Origin of the sequence: Pseudomonas sp. B21-059, assembly GCF_026016285.1 — a bacterium.
Lineage (GTDB): Bacteria > Pseudomonadota > Gammaproteobacteria > Pseudomonadales > Pseudomonadaceae > Aquipseudomonas > Aquipseudomonas danubii.
The window spans coordinates 3372108-3393901 of record NZ_CP087201.1; the positions used below are offsets into that span (position 1 = coordinate 3372108).

Annotated in this window: 2 protein-coding genes (1 of these 2 only partly in view); both read left to right on the forward strand. The window is 66.3% G+C overall.

The features are described from left to right. Complete coding sequence (locus LOY69_RS15100) at positions 1 to 14940, forward strand: SDR family NAD(P)-dependent oxidoreductase (protein WP_265074862.1); 14940 nt, start codon at positions 1 to 3, stop codon at positions 14938 to 14940. Next, positions 14937 to 21794 carry the 5' portion of an SDR family NAD(P)-dependent oxidoreductase gene (locus LOY69_RS15105; protein WP_265074863.1) on the forward strand. The gene runs 5289 nt beyond the window's last position, so the window shows 6858 of its 12147 coding nt (coding positions 1-6858); the start codon lies at positions 14937 to 14939; the stop codon falls past the right edge of the window. Before LOY69_RS15100 ends, LOY69_RS15105 begins: the two co-directional genes overlap by 4 nt.

Genomic DNA, 21794 nt, shown 5'->3' on the forward strand with positions numbered 1-21794 from the left:
ATGCAAACAGCCGCAGATCAGACCAGCGCCGGCGCCTCCGGTGAACTCGATGCACTGGCGCGCCGCCTGCTGGCGAGCCAGCTCCAGGGGCTGGGACTTGGCCATGCCGAGGACTTGCAACCCCTGGCCACTCGCCACGGCCATGTCACGCCGGCTTACCTGCAGCGGTGGCTGGCCGAGAGCCTCAAGTATGTGGCCGGTGTCGAAACCGGCGACGCCGGGGCCCTGTGGCAACAGTGGGATGAAGGCTTGTCCGGGTGGCGCCAGGACCCGGACCTGGCGCCCAGGGCGTTGTTGCTCGACGCCTGCCTCAAGGGTTTGCCGGGGTTGCTGCGCGGCGAGCAGAGCGCCCCCGGCCTGCTGTTTCCCGATGGCTCGATGTCCCTGGTGGAAGGGGTCTACAAGCACAACCGGGTTGCCGACTATTTCAATCAGGTGCTGATCGAGGCGGTGCTGGCTTATATCGAAAGCCGCCCGGCGGACGCCGAACCGCTGCGCATCCTGGAAATCGGCGCCGGCACCGGCGGCACCAGTGCCGGCCTGCTGGCGGCGCTGGCACCCTGGCGTTCGCAGATGGGCGAATACTGCTACACCGATCTGTCACGGGCGTTCCTGCAACACGGCAGCGACCAGTTCGCTGCCCAGCATCCGTTCCTGCACACCCGTCTGTTCGATGTCTCGCGCCCTTGCGCCGAACAGGGGATCGATACCGATCACTACCACCTGGTGGTGGCGACCAATGTGCTGCACGCCACCCCCGACATCCGCCAGACCTTGCGCAATGCCAAGGCCCTGCTTTGCAAGGGCGGTTTGCTGATGCTCAACGAAATCAGCGAGGCGTCGTTGTTCACCCACCTGAGCTTCGGCCTGCTCGAAGGCTGGTGGCTGTATCGCGATGGCCCTCTGCGACTGCCCGGTTGCCCTGGACTGTCGCCGGCGGGGTGGCAGGCGGTGCTGGAGCAAGAGGGGTTCAGCCCGGTGCTGTTCCCGGCCCGGCAGGCCCATGCCCAGGGCCAGCAAATCATCCTCGCCGAGAGCGACGGCATCGTCCGTCAGCCCGTCGTCGGCCAGCAGCGGCCCGTGCCAGCAGCGGCTGACTCCCGCGCGCCCCAGGAGACCTTCAGCCCAGGCCCGGATCAGAGCAGCGCGGACGCTTGGCGGCGTCGGGTCGCCGATTTCCTGCGCCATCTGGTCAGCGCCACGCTGAAGATCCCGGCCGACAAGATGAGCCTGTCGCGGCCACTGGAAGACTATGGCCTGGACTCGATTCTGGTGGTGCGGCTGACCCATGCCTTCAGTGAGCATTTTGCCGCCGTGGACAGCGCACTGTTTTTTGAAGTCCCGACCCTGGCGGCGCTGACCGAGCACTTTATCCAGCAGCGTGGCGAAGAACTTCAGCGGCTGTTGGGCCAGCCCGAGGCCGAACAGCCCGCGCCACTGGCACCCGCCAGCACACCGCACAGCAGCGCCAAGGCCCGGGAGCAGGGCGCGGGCGGCCCTATCGCGATTATCGGTCTCGACGGCCGCTATCCGGGGGCGCAATCGATGAGCGACTTGTGGCGCAATCTGGCGGGCGGTCATTGCGCCATTGGCGAAATCCCCGAAGAACGCTGGGACTGGCAGCGCTATTTCTCGGCCGAGAAGGGTCAGCCCGGGCACCTTTACACGCGCTGGGGCGGCTTCATCGAGGGCATCGATCAGTTTGATGCGGCGTTTTTCCGCATTTCGCGCACCGAAGCCGAACGGATGGACCCCCAGGAGCGGTTGTTCCTGCAAGTCGCCTACCACAGCATCGAAGACGCAGGCTACAACCCGGCAACCTTGCATCAACAGGGCGAGGTCGGGGTGTTTGTCGGCGTCATGAACGGCAGCTACAACCCCATCAGCAATTACTGGTCGATTGCCAACCGGGTGTCTTATCAACTGGATCTGCAGGGCCCGAGCCTGGCGCTCGACAGTGCCTGCTCGTCATCGCTGACCGCCATCCACCTGGCTGTCGAGAGCCTGATCAGTGGCAGTTGCGATCTGGCCATCGCCGGGGGCATCAACCTGATCGTCAACCCGCAGCACTACCTCGGCCTGTGCGAAATGATGATGCTGTCGCGCGGCGAACAATGCCGGGCCTTCGCCGATGATGCCGACGGCTTTGTCGACGCCGAAGGTGTGGGTGCGGTGCTGCTCAAGCCGCTGGAGCGGGCCCTGGCCGATGGCGACCGGATCTACGCGGTGATTCGTGGCGGGGCGATCAACGCCGGTGGCAAGACCAACGGCTACACCGTCCCCAGCGCCGGGGCTCAACAGCGTGTGCTGGAAAAAGCCCTGGCGCGGGCGGAGGTCAATGCCCGGCAGATCAGCTACATCGAGGCCCATGGCACCGGCACCGCGCTGGGCGATCCGATTGAGATCAGCGGCCTGAGCCGGGTCTTTGCCAGCAGCGATGGCGCTTCCTGCGCCATTGGCTCGATCAAAAGCAATATCGGTCACTGCGAAAGTGCCGCCGGCATCGCTGGCCTGAGCAAGGTGCTGCTGCAATTGCAGCACCGCCAACTGGTGCCGTCGCTGTATGCGGCACAGCCCAACCCGAAGATCGATTTCGCCCACAGCCCGTTTCGCCTGCAACAGCAACTGGCGCCCTGGAGCACCCAGGGCGGGCCCCGTATTGCGGCGATTTCCTCGTTCGGCGCCGGTGGTGCCAATGCGTCGCTGATCGTCGAAGAACACCTCGCCAGCCCCGACTCGCGCCCGGCCATGCCCGGCCCCTGGCTGATCCTGCTGTCGGCCCGCGACCGGCAGCGCCTGACGCAAACGGCAACGCGCTTGCAGGACTTTCTCGCCACGCAAGACGCACAACAGGTGGCCCTGGCCGATCTGGCGTGGACCCTGCAAGTCGGCCGCGAAGCCATGGCCGAACGCTTGGCGCTGCAGGTCGATTCGCTCGCCGAGCTGCAGCGTCGGCTGGCGCAGTGGCTGGCAGGCGAAACCCAAGAGCAGGTGTTGCAGGGGCACAGCGACCCCTATGACGAGACACTGGAGGAGCCGGGCACGCAGCTGATCGAGCAGTGGTTGCAGCACCAGCAACTGCGCGAACTGGCCGCGGCGTGGGTCGCAGGCGCAGTCGTCGATTGGCCCAAGCTCTACCGACACGACGCCTACCGGCGCCCGCTGCGGATCAGCCTGCCGGGTTATCCCTTTGCGCGAAACAGCTACTGGATGCCCGGGCTGGCACATCCGCCCGCCCATGAGGTCCGCAGTGCAGAGCCCTCGGACCAAGATCTGAGCGGCTGTTGCTACCTGCCTCGCTGGCAAGCGCAAAGTGCCGACGAACAGGCTCAGGCGCCAGGCAACGGCGCGGTGCTGCTGGTCACGCTGGGTGAGTCCGCCGCTGCCAGCGAGGGGCTGTTGGCGGCGCTGACCGAGCACTATCAGGACCGCCGCCAGGTGCTGCGGATCGATTGCACCCTGGGCACTACGGCGCAACTGGCGGCGGACCATTGGCGCTGCAGTGCTGCTGATCCGGCGGGCTGGGCAACGATTCTGGCGGCACTGGGCCCGGTGGCGCAGTTGCTGGTGATCAGCGGGCAAAGCGCCGACGAGCTGTCGCCGGCGGCGCTCGCCGACAGCCTGCAACACCACGAGTTGCCGCTGCTGCGGCTGTTCAAGGCGTTGCCGAGCCAAGTGCCAGAGGGTCACGGCATCGACTGTTTCCTGTTGTCGTTTGGCCGCTACGCCTTTGCCGGGGCACCACAACGGGGCAATCCGCTGGGCGCGGGCATGGCCGGCCTGGGGTATGCGCTGGCCCAGAGCGAGCACCGGGTGCACCTGCGCAACCTGGACCTCAACCGCGACGAGCTGGAAACCCCGGACAGCCGCCAACGCCTGCTGGCACAGATCCTCGCCGAGCCGGCGTCCCAGCGCGGCGAACCGATCAAGCTCAGCCGGGGCGAGCGCTTTGTCCAGCAGTTGATTCCGTTGGCGTTGCCGGCGAACCGCGGCAGTGCCTCGGCGCTGCAACACAACGGGGTCTATCTGATTCTCGGCGGCAGCGGTGTGATCGGTCAGGTGATCAGCCGTCAGTTGATCGAGCACTATCAGGCCCGGGTGATCTGGCTCGGGCGCAAGGCCGCCGACAGTCCGCAACTGCAGCAGAGCCTGGGGCGCGAGCAGTGGCGCGGTCGGGTCGATTACCTGCAGGTCGATGGCACCGACCTGGTGCAATTGCAGCAGGCCGTGGTCCTGGTCAATCAACGGTATGGACGCATCAATGGTGCGGTGTTTTGCGCCATGGTCTTCGACTTCGAGAACAGCATCCAACACAGCAGCGAGGCGCAGTTTCAGCACATTCTCGAGATCAAGAGCCGTGGCAGCCTGAATTTCTATCAGGCGCTGGCCGGGCAGGCGCTGGATTTTCTCTGCTATTTCTCCTCCGGGCAGGGCTTTGCCTTTTCCGGCGCGGCCAAGCTCTCGGCCTATGCCTGTGGCATCACCTTTGCCGACGCCTTTGCCGAGGCCATTGGCCCGAGCGCGCGCTTTCCGGTGGGGGTGATCAACTGGGGGTTCTGGCGCGCCTCGCTGCAGGCGCAGGCGGTCAGCGAGCACCTGGATGCCCTGGATGATGACCAGGGTTTTACCTGTTTCAGCCGTTTTGTCGCGCATTTGGCCGGCAGCTCGCTGCGCCGCTTGCTGTGCATCAAGGCCTCGCCGGCCGTGCGTCAGTTGATGGCCGTGCCCGAGGGCCTGCAAGGGCGCCTGGAGCCCGGAGCGCTGGCCAGTGCCAGGTTGCCGGGGTTTGAACTGCAGCCTGCCGAGCATGAGCGCTTGCAGCAGCTGTTTGACCCGCAAATGCTCGATCAATCGATTGCCGTGCTGCTGTTGGTCCAGTTGCAGACCCTGGGGGTCTTCACCAGTCCCGAAGTGCAGAGCGCCGAGCTCTGGCGCCAGCAGGCGGGTATCGGCGAGCGCTACCGCCGCTGGTGGCAGGAATGCCTGGCGATTCTGCTGGAGCACGGCTACCTGCAGCAGCAAGGCCAAGGCCTTGGGGTGGCCACGCCGATTGCCCGCTCACGGCACGCGGCGATCCTCGCGGCTTGGAAAACCCAGTGCGAGCACTACCTGGCAGACCCCGAGCGCCGGGCTCAAGTGACCCTGGTCGACGCGTGCCTGATGCACCTGCCGCAGATCCTGACGGGGCAGATCCAGGCCACGGACCTGCTGTTTCCGGACGGCTCGATGGACCAGGTCGAGGGCATCTACAAGCACAACAGCCTGTCGGACTTTTTCAACGCCCAACTGGCCTCGCGGGTCAGCGCACAGGTGCAACGGCTGGTCGCAGCCGAACCCGGGCGGCCGCTGCGCATCCTGGAAATCGGCGCGGGCACCGGTGGCACCACAGCCCCCTTGCTGGCCGCGCTGGAACCTTGGGCCGAGCACCTGGGTGAATACTGTTACAGCGATCTTTCCCACGCCTTCCTGCAGCACGGGCACGCCAGCTTCGCCGCCGGCCGGCCTTACTTCACCACGCAAATCCTCGACATCAGCCAGCCCCCCGGCAACCGCCAGGGGTATGACATTGTGGTGGCCACCAATGTGCTGCACGCCACCGCCAACATGCGCCACACCCTGGCCCATGTCCGTTCGTTGTTGCGCAGCGGCGGCCTGCTGGCGTTGAACGAACTGAACCGCAAGACCTGCGCCGCCACCGTGACCTTCGGCCTGCTCGATGGCTGGTGGCTGTACGAGGACCCTGGGGTGCGCATCCCCGGTTCGCCACTGATCGCCGAGCAGACCTGGCTTGAGCTGCTGTGGAGCAGCGGCTTTGAACAGGTCGATCTGCATCTGCCGGAGCCACTCGCCCTGGGGCAACAGATCATCACCGCCCATGGCGACGCCCTGACCCTGCACAGCGTTGCGCCACCGCTGCCGAGTACCGCCGCAGACGACAAGGAGTCTGGATTGAACGAGCATCCTGTAAGCGCGACAGCCACCGCAGCACCTGTTGCCGACAGATTGCAGCAGGTGATCATCCAGGCCCTGGCCCGGACCCTCAAGGCCGATGAGCAGAGCATCGGGCTACGTACGCCGTTTTCCGACTACGGCGTCGACTCGATTCTCGGGGTCGGCTTCATCAAGCAGCTGGGCCAGCAACTGCGGATCAAGCTCAACAGCGCGCTGCTGTTCGAGCACGCCACCGTGAGCAAGCTCCAGCATTACCTGCAACAGGCCCACGGCCCGCAGATCGCGCAGGCGCTGACGGCAATCCCGAACAGCGAGGCGAGCAGCGAACAGGCAGGGGAGGCGCCAGCCGTCCCGCCAGCCGCACCGAGCAATCCGGTACTGGCCGCAGCACTGGCGGGCAATCAACCCGCGAGCCAGCCCGGGCGCAGCGGACTCGGTGCGATTGCCGTGATCGGCATGGCCGGGCAGTTTCCCGGCGCCGATGACGTCGATGCCCTGTGGGACAACCTGCTGGCCGGACACCACAGCGTCCAGGCACTGGGGCCGGACTACCTGCAACCCGAGGCCTACAGCGCCGACCGGCAGCCGGGCAAGAGCTATTGCAATCGCGCCGGCATCCTCAAGGACCGCGACTGCTTCGATCCGCTGTTCTTCAACCTCACGCCCCACGAAGCCGAATCCATGACGCCCCATCAGCGCCTGGTGCTGCAGGAAAGCTGGAAGGCGCTGGAAGATGCCGGGTACAACCCGATGACACTGGCCGGGCAGGCGGTCAGCCTGTACGTCGGTGCCGAGCCCGGTGGCTATCACCATGACTCCTTTACCGGCAGCTCCGAGGCCATCATCGCCTCGCGACTGTCCTACTTCCTCGACCTCAAGGGCCCGGCCATGGTGGTCAACACCGGTTGCTCGTCCTCGGCGGTGGCGATCCACCAGGCCTGTGAAAGCCTGCGCCACGGTGAAAGCCGCATGGCCCTGGCGGGCGGGGTCTATGCATTGCTGGACCAACGGGGGCTGATCAGCCTGTCGGCCATCGACATGCTCAGCCCCAGCGGCCAGTGCCACGCCTTCGATGCCGCCGCCGACGGCACGGTGATTTCCGAGGGGGTCGCCATGGTCGTGCTCAAGCGCCTGGAAGACGCCGAGGCCGAGGGCGACCCGATCTACGCGGTCATCGAGGCCTCGGGAGTCAACCAGGACGGGGTCAGCAACGGCATCACCGCGCCCAACGGCGAGGCACAAGAGCAACTGCTGCGCGACACCTGGCGCAGGTTTGGTGTCGACCCCGGGCACATCAGCTATGTCGAAGCCCATGGCACCGGCACCCGCCTGGGGGACCCGGTCGAGGCCAATGCGTTGATCCGGGCGTTCCGTGGCTTCACCGACGCCCAGGGCTACTGCGTGCTGGGCAGCGCCAAGGCCAACCTCGGCCATGCCGCTGCCGCAGCCGGTGTGATCGGCCTGATCAAGGTGCTGCTGTCGATCCGCCACCGCACCTTGCCGGCCATGCCGGGTTTTGAGCGGATCAACCCGCTGATCGAGCTCGAACACTCACCGTTCTACATCAACCGCCAAGCACAGGCCTGGCAAGCCAGTGGCGGCCAGCGACGGGTCGCGGCGCTCAATTCCTTTGGCCATAGCGGCACCAATGCACACCTGGTGATTGCCGAATACCCGGAGCTGCCGTCCCCTGTGCTCAGCACCGCAGCAGAGGTTGTCAGCCGGGTCATAGTGCTGTCGGCCAAAACCGTCGAAAGCCTGGGCGACAACGTCCGCGCCCTGGCGCGCTGGCTGGACAGAAGCGAAGCGCCACTGAGCGATATTGCCTTTACCTTGCAGACCGCCAGGGAACCGATGGCGGTGAGGGCCGCGTTGGTTGTCAGCGACCTGGACCAGTTGCGCACGCAACTGACCCGGCTGGCCAACGGCGACACCCCGGCGATGGCCGAGGGCGACAGCGGGCGACTGGCTCGGGACTGGCTTGCCGGAGGCTCTATTGACTGGGCGGCCCTGTGGCCGGCCGGTTCGGCCCGGCGTATTCATCTGCCGGGGTACCAGTTTGCCAAGGAGCGCTACTGGGCCGAGCAGACGTCGATCCCCCTGGTCCAGCCCGCAGCGGCGCAGCGGCTGGAGTCGCCTGCCACCGGGCTGTTTCTGGCGCGCCCGGTGTGGCAGGAGCCGCTCAGTAGCGGCGCTGATGCAAGCGCTGAGCTGGGCCAGTCTTTGCTGCTGTGGGTCGGCTTCAACGACGTCCAAGTGGCACAGTTGCAAGCCCTGAGCGCCGCCGCAGGCGTCAGCGGCGAGGTGCTGGCGTGCGCCAACAGCGGCCCGGCGGCCTGTTATCAGGCGCTGGCGATTGCGCTGCTGCAGCGTTTGCAGGCCCTCAAGGGCCGGGTTCACCTGGAGCTGATGATCGCCGAACAAACACCGGAGGACCGGCTGTACGCCGGCCTCGAAGGCCTGCTCAAAAGCGCCTGCCTGGAACAACCGGCCCTCAGTGCCAGGTGCCTGCTGGTCAAGACCGAGGACGAGCAGCCGTTGGCGGCCGCGCAACTGGCCCTGTTGCCTGGGCTACTGGGTGCCCGCCGCCTGCGCGCCCGCTCGGTGTTGCAGCGCCTCGACCTGCAAGGCCAGCACCAGGAACTGCAGTGGCAAGAGCTGGCGGACGATGTCGCCGCCGGTCGCACAAGCGATCGCCCCCTGTGGAAAGACCGCGGGGTGTACCTGATTACCGGCGGCGCAGGTGGCCTGGGGCTGATCTTTGCCCGGACGATTGCCGAGCAATGCCGGGATGTCACCCTGATTCTAGTTGGCCGCTCGCACCTTGATTCACGCCAGCAGGCGCAGTTGCAGGCCATTCGCGACCTGGGCGCCGCGGTGGTTTACCAGCCGCTGGACCTGACCGACGGCCAAGGGCTGGAGCGGCTGATTGCACAGATCTGCACGGCCCACGGAGGCCTCAACGGCGTGCTCCACGGCGCCGGGATCAACCGCGATCGGCTGCTGGCCCAGAAAACCCCGCAGGACGTGGTGGAGGTGTTTGCCGCCAAAGTGCTAGGCACCGATCTGCTGGACCGCGCCTGCCGTCGGCTGTACCTGGACTTCTTCGTGTTGTTTTCATCCTGTTCGGCGGTGCTTGGCAGCGTCGGGCAGGCCGATTACGCCGCGGCCAACGCGTTCATCGATCAGTTTGCCGAGCTGCGCAACCTGCGCGTCGAGCAGGGCCTGCGCTTCGGCCACACGCTGTCGCTCAACTTTCCCCTCTGGCGCGATGGCGGCATGCAGATCAGTGCCGCCGACCAGGCGCACATCCGCCAACAGACCGGCATGGCGCCGATGCAGTCGGTGCATGGCATCCAGGCGTTGCAACTGGGGCTAAGCGCCGGCCTGGCGCGGCTGTTGGTGATCGAAGGGGATCTGGCGCAGATTCGTGGTCAGTTTGGCGCCGCTGAGCCGGTCGATGCACAACCGGCGCCTGGCTTGCCCCGGGTGACGGTTGACCCTGCGCAGCTGTCGACGGCGGTTCTGGAGCGCCTCAAGGCGGTGTTCTGTGCCGTCACCAAGCTGCCGCCGGCCCGGGTCGAATGCGACGCCCCGCTGGAGCATTACGGCATCGACTCGATCATGATCATTCGCCTCAACCGGGCGCTGGAGGAGCGGTTCTCGGCGATGACGCAACTGCATCCGGCCGAGCGCCTGTTGTCGAAAACGCTGTTTTTCGAGTACCCCAGCCTCGACGCCCTGAGCGCCTACCTGGTGGCCGAACATCAGCGTGCCTGCCTGATATGGAGCGGCCTGGCCGAGGAGGCGCCAATTGCGGCGCCGGCCGTTGGCCAGGCCAGCCCAGTGCCCGCGTCGATGGCCATGGCCGCCGCCGAACCCATCGCCATCATCGGCATCAGCGGGCGTTATCCCCAGGCCGCCAACCTCGACGAATACTGGCGCAACCTCAAGGCGGGGCGCGACAGCATCACCGAGATCGCGCCGCAGCGCTGGCCGCTTGAAGGCTTCTACGTGGACTCGGTCGCCGAGGCGCTGAAGCAGGCTCGCAGCTACAGCAAATGGGGCGGTCTGATCGACGGTTTTGCCGATTTCGATCCGCTGTTCTTCAATATCTCGCCCCGTGAGGCGGTCAACATGGACCCCCAGGAGCGGCTGTTCCTGCAGTCCTGCTGGCAGTCCCTGGAAGATGCCGGGATCACCAAGGCGGACCTGGCGACGAAGTATCAGGGCAATGTCGGGGTCTTTGCCGGGATCACCAAGACCGGTTACGGCCTGTACGGGCCGGCACTGCGCGAGCAGGGGCAACTGGTCTTTCCGCGCACCTCGTTCGGCTCCACCGCCAATCGGGTTTCCTACGTTCTGGACCTCAACGGACCGAGCGAGCCGGTGGACACCATGTGTTCGTCGTCGTTGATCGCGCTGCACCGGGCCTGTGAAAGCCTGCGCCGCGGCGAGTGCCGCATGGCCTTTGCCGGCGGCGTCAATCTGTACCTGCACCCCTCCAATTACGTTGAGTTGAGCGCCGGGCAGATGCTTTCCAAGGATGGTCGCTGCCGCAGCTTCGGTGAAGGCGGCAATGGCTTCGTGCCGGGCGAGGGCGTCGGTTCCTTATTGCTCAAGCCCTTGTCCCAGGCCCTGGCGGATCGCGACAACATCCACGGGCTGATCCGCGCCGTGGCGGTCAATCATGGCGGTAAAACCAACGGTTACACCGTGCCCAACCCCCAGGCCCAGGCCAAGGTGATCCGCCTGGCCATCGATCAGGCCGGGCTCGACGCCAGCCAGATCAGCTACATCGAAGCCCATGGCACCGGCACCGAGCTGGGCGACCCGATTGAAGTCAGCGGCCTGACCCAGGCCTTCGCCCTTGACCATGTAGCCCTGGGCCACTGCGCGCTGGGTTCGGTCAAGGCCAACATTGGCCATCTGGAAGCTGCTGCCGGTATCGCCGGGGTCAGCAAGGTGATTCTTCAGCTCAAGCATCGGCAACTGGTGCCAAGCCTGCACGCGGCCACCCTCAACCCCAACCTGCGGCTGGACGCCACCCCGTTTTACCTGCAGCAGACCCTGGACGATTGGCGACCGGCCAACGCCGGACCGCGGATCGCCGGGGTCTCATCCTTTGGTGCTGGCGGCGCCAACGCCCATGTGCTGCTCCAGGAACACGACGAATACCGGCCGATGCCGCACGCCAGTGACGCCGAAGTGATCCTGCTTTCCGCCCGGGACGCGGACCGCCTGCGGGACTACGCCCAGGCCCTGCTGGCCTATATAGAGGCACGTCCGGGGCTGTCGGGTGCCGACCTGGCAAACCTGGCGTACACCCTGCAGCAGGGTCGGGAAATGATGGCGGCGCGGCTTGGACTGATCGTTGATGGTGTCGCCACGCTGGCGACCCGGCTGCGTCGCTTTATCGACCACGACACCACGGCGGATGCCGATTTTTATCGCGGCGACTTGCAGGGCAAGCGCCCGGCGGCCCAGGCCGATGCCGAGCAGGCCGCGCAGGTCAGCCAGTGGGTCGAGAGCGGCCAGTTGCACCAGTTGCTGCAGTCGTGGGTCAAGGGCGCGGTCATCGACTGGTCGCTGCTGCAGGCCCGGCGCAGCGGAGCGCTGCCGTACCGGATCAGTGCGCCGGTCTACCCCTTTGCCCGGGAAAGGTACTGGTTGCCGGCTGTGCAGCCTGGGGCCGGCGCGGTCACGCAAACGCCAGCGGCCCCAGCGCCGGCTGCCGCAGCCAGTGATGGCCTGAGCTACCTGGCGCGCTGGCAAGCCGTGGGACAGGGCGCTGAAGCGTCGAGCGTCGAGCCCGCGCCTGTGCAACAGCGCTGCGTGCTGATTGTCGCCGAGGCTGCGCTGCGGCCGGTGGCGGAGGCGATCACCGCGAACTACCTGCTCAGCGCCGGTTTTGCCACCGGTGCCGGCCGGGTGATACGCCTGGAACCGGGCAGGCACACGGCCTGTCTGGCAGCGGATCACTGGGCGCTGGATGCCTCTGATCCGCAAGCGCTGGAGCAATGCCTGGGCGCGGTGCCGGCCATCGATTGCCTGTATTTCTTCGCTGGCCATGCCGCGGCCGCCGACTGGCAAGCGCAGCTCGACAGCCCGCAGAACCACGAAATCCTGCTGCTGCGCTTGATCAAATGGCTCAAGCAGCACAGCCCTTGCCAGGCCATCGACAGTTACATCATCAGTCAGGACAACTTCGACATCAGTGGCGAGGCGGTGAGTGCCATGGGAGGCGGCCTGACGGGCATGGCCTATGCGATTGCCCAGGGCGAACACCGGTTCCGGGTGCGCAACCTGGATGTCGCCAGCCGCGAGCTGGCCGACAGCCGACGCCGCCCGCGCTTGTTGCGCCAGTTGCAGAGTGAGGCCGGGTTGGCTCGGGGAGAGGTGTTGGCCCTGCGGGACGGCGTGGCCTATCGCCAACGCCTTTTCACGTTGAGCTGGCAAGCGCAACCCTCGGCAGTCGACGGCGGTTTTGTCACCCCGGCGCTCAAGCAGGGGGGCGTCTATGTGATTCTCGGCGGCAGCGGCACGGTGGGCAGCATTATCAGTCGCTATCTGCTGGCCGATTATCAGGCCCGGGTCATCTGGCTCGGTCGCAGCAGCGCCGACGACCCCAAGGTGCAGCAGCGGCTCGCCAGCTGTGTGCAACGGGTTCAGGGCAGCGTGCAGCCGTCGCAGTTGCACTACCTGCAAGCCGACGCCAACGATCCGGCCTCGCTGCAACGGGCCGTGGCCTGGATCAAACAGCACCATGGGGCGATCAACGGCGCGATTTTCTCCGCCGTGGTGTTCAACCATGAAGACCCGATCACCCGCATCCCCGAGGCGCAGTTCGACGCCATCCTGCAGGTGAAAAGCCGGGGCGGCATCGAGTTCTACCGGGCTCTGGCCGATGAACCGCTGGATTTCATGTGCTACTTCTCCTCCGGGCAGAGCTTTGCCTTCTCGGGTGCGGCGCGGCTGGGCGCCTATGCCGCGGGCATCACCTTCGGCGACACCCTGGTGCGCAGCCTGCGCCAGCAGGCGGCGTTCCCGGTGGGGGCGATCAATTGGGGGTTTTGGCTGTCATCGCTGACCGAACAACAGGCAGCGGACCCGACGGCGCAACCCATGAGCCGCCACGCCGGGGCTCTGCAGGACCGCGAGGGTTTCGAGTGCTTTGCCCGCTTTATCGATGCCCTGAGCCAGGGCCAGCTCGATCAGTTGCTGTGCATGGCCGCCTCGGCGCCGGTCCAGCAGTTGATGCAGTTGCAACCTGAGCCCATCGTCCTGGGCCAGAGCGCCGGGCACGCGGCGGACGACGGCTGCGAGCGTTATCGCCAGGCGGCGGCGCCGTTGCTTGCGGCCCATGACCCGGCGCCGTTTGACCGTGCCATGGCGGCCATGACCCTGGTGCAACTGTGCCGCATGGGCCTGTTCAGCCAGCCGGGGCAGTTCGCCGACAGTGACGGGCTGCGGCGCCAGGCCGGTATCGGCGAGCAGTACGCTCGCTGGTGGGCCACCAGCCTGGAAATGCTGCAACAGCAGGGACTGCTGGAGCGCCGTGGCACGCAGGTCGCACTGACCGCGCCGGTGGATCTGCAGGCACTGGAGCAGCACTGGTGCCAGCTCAGGGATCAGTTGCTCGCCGAGCCACAACGCAAGGCCCAGGTGGAGCTGGTCGATGCTTGCCTGCAACAGCTGCCGGCGATACTCGGCGCACGGACCCAGGCCACCGACGTGATGTTCCCCCAGGGTTCGATGCACAAAGTCGAAGGGGTTTATCGTCACAACGCCTTGTCCGACTACTTCAACCAAGTGGTCGCCGGAGTGGTGCAACAGCACCTGGAGGGGCTGTCGATCCGTGAACCGCAACGGCAGATCCGCATTCTGGAAATCGGTGCGGGCACCGGCGGCACCAGTTCCATCGTGCTGCCGGCGCTGCAGCCCTGGCGCGAACGGATGGCCGAATATTGCTACAGCGACATCTCCCAGGCGTTCCTGATGTACGCCAGGAACACTTACGGTGCGGCCAACCCGTTTCTCACTTATCAGCTGTGGAACGTCGAACAGCCGCCGCAGGCCCAAGGCCTGGAACTGGGCGGCTATGACATCGTGATTGCCGCCAATGTGCTGCACGCCACCGGCAGCATTCGTCGCACCCTGGCCCATGCCGCGGCATTGCTGCGGCGCGACGGCATCGTGCTGCTCAATGAAATCAGTGACCGGTCGCTGTTCGCTCACCTGACGTTCGGCTTGCTCAAGGGCTGGTGGCTGTACGAAGACCCCGAACTGCGAATCCCCGGCACCCCGGCCCTGTACCCGCAGAGCTGGGCCCGGGTGCTGGGCGAGAGCGGTTTCCACAGCGTGGCCTTTCCAGCGCAATGCGCCCACGGCCTTGGCCAGCAGATCGTCGTGGCGCAGCGCAACGGCGTGGCCCCTGCGGCGCTGTTCGTGCCCGACGAAAAGCCCCAGCGCCAGCCCCAACCTGTGCCGCTTGCCACACGGCCACTGGCAGCGACTGTCGCCTCCGAGCCCCTGCCATCGGCGCCTGCGGCCAATGGCGGCGGCCGCGGGGCGCTGACCGCGTTGGCGCTGGACGGCCTGGCCAAGACCCTGCAGCTGGAACCGGGGCGGATTCAGGTGGATCAGCCGTTTGCCGACTACGGCATCGATTCGATCCTGGGCGTGAGCTTTGTCAGCCACATCGGCGCGGCCCTGGGCATCGAGCTCAACACCGCCTTGCTGTTCGACTACCCATCGCTGGAGAGCCTGGTGGATTACCTGCTCGCTCAATACCCGGCGCAGTGCGCGGCCTTGGGCGGTGATGCCGCGCCAGCGGCGGCAACCGAACCGGCGCCATCGGTGGGGCAACTGGAAGCGGCCTTTCTCTGCGGTGAACTGGCCATCGATGAATTGCTGCAACTCGTCAACCACAGCACTAGCGCACACCACGACGCAGCCCAGGCTACGGCCGGTAAAGGACAATCATGAGCAGCCAAGCATTTCACTCCATCATCGCCCGGCTGCAACAGCGCCAGATCAGCGCTGAACAGGCCCGGCAACTGCTGCAACAGCTCAAGGCCAGCGCCGAAACCAGCACCGAGGCCCGCGCCGAAACACCACCGGCGGTGCCGCCGCAGCTGCACGACGACATTGCCGTGATCGGCATGTCGGGGCAGTTTCCCGGCGCCGAGAACGTCGAACGCTTCTGGCACAACCTGAGCACCGGCGCCGATGGCGTGGTCGAGTTGGGCGAGCGTTACCTGGACCTGCAACGCAGCTATTCGGCCGAGCGCCAGCCCGGCAAGACCTACTGCAAATGGGGCGGTGTGCTGGCCGAGCGCGACGACTTCGATCCGCTGTTCTTCAACATCTCGCCCCGGGATGCGGAGTCGATGAACCCCCATCAGCGGCTGATCCTGCAGGAAAGCTGGAAGGCCCTGGAAGACGCCGGCTACAACCCGAAAAGTTTTCGCGACCAGGCGGTGGGCATCTTTGTCGGGGCGGAGCCGACCGGCTATTTCCACGAAACCTTCATCGGCGCCTCCGACGCGATCATTGCCTCGCGGCTGTCCTACTTCCTGGATTTCAAGGGGCCGGCGCTGGTGGTCAACACCGGTTGCTCATCCTCGGCCACGGCCATCCACCTGGCCTGTGAAAGCCTGCGCAACCAGCAAGCCGATCTGGCCCTGGCCGGAGGGGTCTTCGCCACCCTGGGCGAACCTGGGCTGATCAGCCTGGCGCAAATGGACATGCTTTCGCCCACCGGGCGCTGCCATACCTTCGATCAGCGCAGCGACGGCATTGTGCTGTCCGAGGCGGTGGGCATGGTGACCCTCAAGCGTCTTTCCCAGGCCCTGGCCGATGGCGACCCGATCTACGGGGTGATTTGCGCCTCGGGGATGAACCAGGACGGTGCCAGCAACGGCATAACCGCCCCCAGTGGCCAGGCCCAGGAGCGCTTGATCAGCGAGCTGTATCGGCGTTTTGCCATCGATCCCCGGCAGATCAGCTACGTCGAGGCCCATGGCACCGGCACGCCCCTGGGTGATCCGGTGGAGGTCAATGCCCTGGTCCGGGCGTTCCGTCAGTTCACCACCGACACCGGCTATTGCGCCCTGGGCAGCGCCAAGGCGCACATCGGCCATGCGTCGGCGGCGGCCGGGGTGGTCAGCCTGATCAAGATCCTGCTGTCGATGAAGCATGGCCAGTTGCCGGGGCTGCTGAATTTCCAGCAGCTCAACCCGCGGATCGAACTGGCGGGCTCGGCGTTCCATATCCACCCCGAGCCCCGGGAATGGCTGGCCGAGGCGCCGAAAATGGCGGCGCTCAACTCCTTTGGCCACAGCGGCACCAACGTGCACATGGTCATCCGACAAGCCCCGGAGCCTGCGGCCGCGCCGCTCAGCCACGAGCCGCGCCTGTGCCTGCTGCCGTTGTCGGCACGCACCGCCGACAGCCTCAAACGCTATGCCCGGCGTGTGCGCCAGGCCCTGCGAGATCCGGCGCTGCGCCTGGTGGATCTGGCGTACACCTTGCAAACCGGGCGGCAGGCCCAGGCCCATCGCTTGATCATCCTCTGCTCGGACAAGGAGCAACTGCGCCAGCAACTCAATGACTGGCTGGACGGCCACGCCTCCCGCGACGTCTATTGCGGGCAGATCGACACCGCAGAGGGGGGCGACATCGAGCTGCCGGACAGCGCCGAGCCACAGCGCCTGCAAGCCCTGGCTCAAGCCTGGGCCGCGGGAGGCAAGCTCGACTGGGACAGCTTCAATCGCCAACACCGGGGCGACGCCCGCCGAGTGCACGTGCCGGTCTATCCCTTTGCCCGGCAGAACTTCTGGATAGCGCCGGCGCAACGGGGCGCGGCGGCGGGCACGGTCAGCGCCGAAGGCTCTTGCGGCCCGCGCCAGTTGCATCCATTCCTGGCGCGCAACACCTCGGACCTGCAGCGTCAGCGCTTTACCAGCCGCTTTGATGGCGAGGAGTTTTTCCTCAAGCAGCACGTGGTGGGCGGGCAACGGATTTTCCCCGGTGTCGCCCATCTGGAAATGGCCCGGGCGGCGGTGGCGATGGCCACGCCAGGGCAACAGCCAACCCTGACTCAGGTGGTGTGGCTGCGGCCCTTGATCGTCGGCGCCCAGCCGCGCCAGGTGGATATCGAACTGATCCAGGATGAGGACGGGGCGATCCGCTTCGAGATCTCCAGCCGCGAACTCGATCCGCTCACCGGACAAGACACTGCAGAGGCGTTGCTGCACAGCCAGGGCCTGGCCGCTTTCACTTCGCCGCCTGCCCGGCAGGTGGATCTGGCGGCGCTCAAGGCGCGGATGAACGGCGGCCAGTTGAGCGCCGAGCAGTGTTACGAGGCCTACCGGGCCATGAGCTTTGCCCACGGCCCGGCTTATCAGGGCCTGGAGTCGGTGCACCTCGGGCAGGGTGAAGTGCTGGCACAACTGCGATTGCCCGCCTGTCAGCGCGATGGCCTTGAGGACTATGTGCTGCATCCGTCGCTCATGGACTCGGCGCTGCAAGCGGCCATCGCCCTGAGTCTGGGGGCCGACGTGGTGCTGAGTGAGGACCAGCGGCAACACTTGCCGCCGTTGACCCGACCAACCCTGCCGTTTGCCCTGGAAGGCTTGCAGATTCTGCAACCCTGCAGCGAACGGATGTGGGCTCGGGTCAGCTACGCCGAGCGCCGCGACGATCAGCAGGCCGATAGCGGCTTGCAGCGTTTGAACATCGAGCTGTTCGATGCCCAAGGCACGCTCTGCGTCTTGATGCAGGGCTTTACTTCACGGGTGCTGAGCGCCCCGAGCGAAGCACCAGGCGCCGAGCCTGAGTTGCTGGAAACCCTGTTGTTCCAGCCCCAATGGCTGGAGCAGGCGGCTCCGACGCTGCCCGCGCCGAGCCTTGGCCAGCGCCTGATCCTGCTCAGTGGCTTTGATCCGCAGTTGGCCGCCCAGGTGCAGCAGCAACTGAGCACCCAGGACGGCGCTTGCCAGTGCACGGTGCTGGAGGCTCCCGATCAGGACTGCGCGGTGGACTATCAACAGCTGGCCCTGGCACTGTTGCAGCAGATCCGCGGGCTGCTGGCCGGCGGTGGCGGACGCCGCTTGCTCCAGCTGGCGGTGCATAACCCGCGCGGCGAGCGGATGAGCGGCGGGCTGGCGGCAATGCTGCGCAGCTTGCAGCTGGAGGCGCCGCAGGTGCGCGGCCAGCTGATCGAGCTGGATCAACCATCGTCACTGGCACAACGGCTGGCGGAAAATATCGCCGCCGGCGATGTCGCCATCCGCTACCGGGAAGGCCGGCGCCAGGTTCAGTGCTGGCGGCCGTGCCCGCCGGTCGACCTGGCGATCGACGCGCCGTGGAAGGACCGCGGGGTGTACCTGATTACCGGTGGCCTCGGCGGCCTCGGCCGGCTGTTTGCTCAGGCCATCGCTGCCCGTGTCAGCGACGCCACGCTGATTCTCACCGGCCGCTCGGCATTGGCCGCAAACGGCTTGGCTGGGATTGATGCGGGCCGCAACCGGGTTCACTACCAGTCGCTGGATGTCAGCGACGCCCAGGCGGTACAGCGGTTGATCGACGGGATTGTCGCCGAGCACCACGGCCTCGACGGCGTGCTGCACTGCGCCGGGGTGATCCGCGACAGCCTGCTGATCAACAAGCAGGATGACGAACTGCGCCAGGTGCTGGCGGCCAAGGTCGCCGGCAGCCGCAACCTGGACCTTGCCACCGCTGGGTTGGCGCTGGATTTCTGGATCTGCTTTTCCTCCGGGACCGGTGTCGTCGGCAACGTCGGCCAGGCGGACTACGCGGCCGCCAACGCCTTTGTCGATCACTACGCCGCGTACCGCCAACAGCTCACCGTCCAGGGCCTGCGCCAGGGCCAGAGCCTGGCGATCAACTGGCCGTTGTGGAAAGACGGCGGCATGCAGGTCGATGCCGCCACCGCGCAGCACATGGCCCAAAGCACCGGCATGGTGGCCATGCCGAGCAACGCCGGGATTCATGCCTTGCGCCAGTGCGTGGCGCTGGCCTTGCCCCAGGTGCTGGTGATGCACGGGCGGCGCGAGCCGATGACCGCGCTGGTCAACGCGGCCACCGCCGCGGCACTGCCGGAGCCGCAGCCACAAGCGCTCTCAGCGCAGTCGGCATCGTTGTCGGCAGCAACGCAGCCGGCGGCGCCGCTGACTGAAGCCTTGCAGCGGGCGCTGATCGAACAGGTGTCGGCGCAGATGAAGATTCCCGCTGGCGATATCCGTCTGGATGTCGAGTTCAGCCAATACGGCTTCGACTCGATCAGCCTGACCACCCTGGCCAATACCCTGAAACAGCAATGGCGACTCAACCTGGCGCCGACGATCTTTTTCGAACACGCCACGGTCGGTCGTTTCTGCGCGTACCTGGAGCGCGAGCACCAGGCGGCGCTGGCTCCACGATTCGCGCCGCAGGCCAGCGCAGCGCCAGCCGCCGCGGCCCAGCCCCGGCAGCAAGCGCTGCCAACGGCGGCCCCGGGGCCAGGGGACGGCGTCAGCGGAGTCAGGCAAACGCCACCAGCAAACCGCATCGATGACGAGATCGCGGTGATCGGTATCAGTGGCCGCTTTCCCATGGCCGAGGACGTCGAGCAGTTTTTCCATAACCTCAAGGACGGGCGCGACTGCATCAGCGAGATTCCCGCCAACCGTTGGGACTGGCGCGAGTACTACGGCGATCCCCATCGCGAAGTCGACAAGACCAACGTCAAGTGGGGCGGTTTCATCCACGGCGTCGATCACTTCGACCCGCTGTTCTTCGCCATTTCGCCACGGGAAGCGCAGTTGATGGACCCGCAGCAGCGGCTGCTGATGACCTATGTCTGGCTGGCCATTGAAGACGCGGGCTACGCCAGCGCCGATCTGGCGGGCAGTGACACCGGGATTTTCGTCGGCACCGGCGTGACCGGCTACAGCAGCCTGATTGCCAAGGCCGGGATACCGGTGGAGGGCTACAGCGCCACGGCGATGGTGCCGTCGGTCGGCCCCAACCGCATGAGCTTCCTGCTGGATTTTCACGGCCCGAGCGAGCCCGTGGAAACCGCCTGTTCCTCGTCCCTGGTGGCGATCCACCGCGCCGTTCAGGCGATCCACAGTGGCGACTGCGCCATGGCGGTGGTCGGTGGGGTCAATACCCTGATCGCCCCCGAGGCGCAAATCAGCTTCAGCAAGGCCGGGATGTTGGCCCTGGACGGGCGCAGCAAGACCTTTTCGGCCCAGGCCAACGGCTATGCCCGTGGCGAAGGCGTGGGGATGATCGTGCTGAAAAAACGGGCCCAGGCCGAGGCCGATGGCGACAATATCTACGCGCTGATCCGCAGCACCGCGGAAAACCACGGCGGCAAGGCCAACTCACTGACGGCGCCCAACCCGCGGGCCCAGGCCGAGCTGTTGAAGTCGGCCTACCGCAAGGCCGGCGTCGATCCGCGCAGCGTCGGCTACATCGAGGCCCATGGCACCGGCACCGAGTTGGGCGACCCGATTGAAATCAACGGCCTGAAAATGGCCTTCCGCGAACTCAACCAAGAGCTGGGCAACGAGGCGTTGGCGCAGGGCTACTGCGGCGTAGGCTCGGTGAAGTCGAACATGGGGCACCTGGAGCTGGCGGCCGGGATCGCCGGGGTGATCAAGGTGCTGTTGCAACTCAAGCACAAGACCCTGTTCAAGAGCCTGCATTGTGAACAGCTCAACCCTTACATCGAACTCGACAACAGCCCGTTTTACGTGGTGCAGCACAATCGTCCATGGGCAGCCATCCAGGACCGCCAGGGCAACCAACTGCCGCGGCGGGCGGGGGTCAGCTCCTTCGGTTTTGGCGGTGCCAATGCCCATGTATTGCTGGAGGAGTACCGCGCACCGCAGGTGGAGCGCCCGCTGCTGGCAACCGGCGCGCGAGCGTTTGTGCTGTCGGCCAGAACCCCGGAGCGGCTGCGTGAGGCTGCCCGTCGCCTGGCGGCGTTCATCGCCGCACGAGCGCATCAGGACCCGCTCGAAAGCCAGGCCTACCTCGATGATCTGGCTTATACCCTGCAAGTGGGCCGCGACGCGATGCAGGAGCGGGTGGCGCTGTTGAGCGATTCCCTGAGCGATCTGCAACGCCAGCTCGATGACTTTGCGGCGACCGGCAAAGCCATGTATCGCGGCGTATCCGAGAGCGACAACCCGGCGCTGGCACTGTTTCGCCAGGACGAGGACATGGCTGGTGCACTGGCGGCCTGGATCGACAAACGCAAGTACCCCAAGTTGCTGGAGCTGTGGGTGCAGGGCCTGCAGATCGACTGGCGTCAGCTCTATCCAAGCAATCACCCGCTGCGGCGCCTGAGCCTGCCGGGCTATCCCTTCGCCCAGGAGCGCCACTGGGTCACAGACCTGGCCGGCGCTGCAGTGCCCGGCCGTGGGGCGCCGGCGGCGTGGCTGCACCCGATGCTTGAGCGCAACACCTCGGACTTCTATCAGCAGCGTTTCAGCAGCCGCTGGCAGGGCGACGAGGGCTGGTTCGTCGACCATCGGGTCAACCAGTGCAACACCATGCCCGGCGTCGGCTATCTGGAAATGGCCCGGGCCGCCGTGGTGCGCTCGCTGGATCGGCAGGCAGCGCAAAGCGGCACGCTGCAATTGAACAACGTCGTCTGGTTGACGCCCTATACGCCGACACCGGAGCGCAGCGAGCTGCATGTCGCACTGACACTGGAGCAGCACAAGATCGACTTCAGGATTTACTCGGACGCCGAGGGCGGGGTGCTTGAACACTGCAAGGGCAGTGCCCAGGTGATTGCCGCCGCCGAGGTGCCGGCGCTG

Bases quoted from the DNA above. Each gene is read 5' to 3' on its own strand.
- LOY69_RS15100 (WP_265074862.1), top strand. From the start codon at position 1: ATGCAAACAGCCGCAGATCAGACCAGCGCCGGCGCCTCCGGTGAACTC.